Annotated in this window: 2 protein-coding genes and 1 pseudogene; all 3 read right to left on the bottom strand. The window is 75.7% G+C overall.

All coding sequences use genetic code 11. The annotated features are described in order from the left end of the window. Positions 1 to 206: pseudogene (locus ACVCAH_RS37765) on the bottom strand (phosphoheptose isomerase); the annotation flags it as partial. Further along, positions 206 to 1,423, bottom strand: coding sequence for a glycosyltransferase (locus tag ACVCAH_RS37760; protein WP_447140994.1), 1,218 nt, complete (start codon positions 1,421 to 1,423; stop codon positions 206 to 208). The pseudogene ACVCAH_RS37765 and the gene ACVCAH_RS37760, both read right to left, overlap by 1 nt. Beyond that, positions 1,408 to 2,115 (bottom strand): glycosyltransferase (locus ACVCAH_RS37755; protein ID WP_447140993.1); only part of this gene is annotated, 708 nt, incomplete at its 5' end. The genes ACVCAH_RS37760 and ACVCAH_RS37755, both read right to left, overlap by 16 nt.

Raw genomic sequence — 2,115 nt, 5'->3', positions numbered from 1 at the left:
AGTTTGCCGACGAGTTCGGCGGTGAGGTGTTGGGCCTCGGCGGCGCTGCCGCCGTTGCCGGCCACCAGCAGGCGGCCGCCCCGGGCGAGCGTCCAGGCCACCTCGGTGCCCCAGCCGGCGAGCCGCTCGGCCACCTGCCGGTAGGGCAGCAGCGCGGCCGCCAGGTGGGCCAGGTGGGTGTCCAGGGTGGAGAGCGTCTGCGTCATCACGCCACCGCCGGGGTGGGACGGGCGACCGAGTTCACCGTGGCGTAGACCGCGCTCAACTGCTCGGCGCAGCGCTTCCAGGAGTACCGGCTGCGGATCCGGTCCAGCGCCGCCGTGGCGTACGCGAACCGCCGGACCTGGTCGGCGAGGAGCCGGCGGATCGTGGCGCCCAGCGCCCGCGGGTCCCGGGGCGGGACCAGGTCCCCGGTGAGCCCGTCGACCACGGTGTCGGCGATCCCGCCGACCCGGGTGCCGATCACCGGCACGCCGCAGGCCATCGCCTCCAGCGGGGTGAGCCCGAACGGCTCGTACCAGGGGGCGGCCACCAGGATGTCGGCGGAGCGGTACCAGCGCCCCATCTCCTCCCGGGGCACCGCGCCGACCAGGCGGACCCGGTCGGCCACCCCGCAGGTGCCGGCCAGCGCGCCCAGCCGGCGGGCGAACGCGTCGGCGGGCAGCAGGTCGGCGGGCGGTCCGCCGACCACCACGCACTCCGCGTCCGGCACGGCGGGCAGGGCCCGGACCACGTCCTGGAAGCCCTTGCGCTCCACCATCCGCCCGACGGTGAGGATCCGCGGCCGGGCCGGGTCACGCGGGGCGACCGGTCCGTCCGGGCGGAACACCTCCTGGTTGACCCCGGACGGGACCAGGGCCATCCGGGACCGGGGCACCCCCAGCCGGACCAGCTCGCCGACCTCGTCCTGGCACTGCACGATCACCCGGTCGGCGGCCCGGCCGAGCGCGCGTTCGAAGCCGATCCGCCCCGGTGGGCTGGTGTCCCGCGCGCCCTGGTGCCGCCGTTTCACCGTGCCCAGCGCGTGGTACGTCAGCACCACCGGCACCCCGGTCCGCCGGCCCGCGTGCAGGGTGGCCAGTCCGCTCATCCAGAAGTGCGCGTGCGCGACGTCGGGGGCCCAGTCCCCGTTCCGCCACTGGCCGGCCAGCCAGCGCCCGAACTCGCCCATGTGCGGCAGCAGCTCGTCCTTCGGCACCCGCAGCGCGGGCCCGGCCGGCACGTGGCAGACCCGGTAACCGTCGACGGTGGCGACGGTGTCGGGCAGGGCGGCGGAGTCCCGGCGGGTGTACACGCGGACGTCGTGGCCCTCGCCGACCAGCGCGGCGGCGAGCTCCGCGACGTGCGTGTTCTGGCCACCGGCGTCCTCCTCCCCGAGGACGGCGAGTGGGCTGGCGTGCTCAGAGATCATCGCGATCCGCATGTTTCCTCCTCGATCAGCCGGTCCCAGTCAGCCAGGAACCGGTCCAGCCCGAAGCGTTCCTTCGCCACCTCGCGCCCCCGCGCGCCCAGCCGGGCGGCCGCGTCGCGGTCCGTCATCAACCACCGGGCCGCCTCGACGAGGGTCTCCACCCGGGTGGAGAGCACGCCCGCGTCGGCCGGTACGGCGTCCACCGCCTCGGTGGTGGCCAGCGCGATGACCGGCATGCCGATCGCCATCGCCTCGATCAGGCTCAGCCCGAGCGAGGTCCACCGGCACAGGTGCAGGTACGCCCGCCGCCGGGCGACCTCGGCGTGCATCCGGTCCTGCGGCAGGTCGTCGTACCCGGTGACCGGCAGGCCGTCCGCCGCGCCGGCCCGGGCCAGCGCGGCGGGCAGGCCGGCGACGCCCATGCCGAAGACGTCCAGCGGCGCCACCCGGGCGAACCGGGGCATGAGGTCGGTGCCGGTGACCCGCCAGCGACGCACCGGCTCGTTCGTCACCACCGCCAGCCGGTCCAGCTCGCCGCTCCACTCGTGCCGCGGCGGCACGATGCCGTGCTCCACCACCGTGGTGCGGGTGCCGCCGGTGTCCCAGAAGAGGTCGTTGAAGTGCGTGACGTGGGCGATGAGGAGGTCGTCGCGGTCGGCCATGGGGTGTCGGCTGTTGGGTACCTGGCCGTCCTTGGGGGTGTT

The sequence above is a fragment of the Micromonospora sp. LZ34 genome (assembly GCF_052981855.1).
The sequence above is the reverse complement of the archived record's forward strand: the minus strand, read 5'-3'. Positions and strand labels throughout refer to the sequence as shown.

Excerpts from the sequence above, each read along its gene's own strand:
- ACVCAH_RS37760 (WP_447140994.1), bottom strand. The coding sequence starts at position 1,423 with ATGCGGATCGCGATGATCTCTGAGCACGCCAGCCCACTCGCCGTCCTC.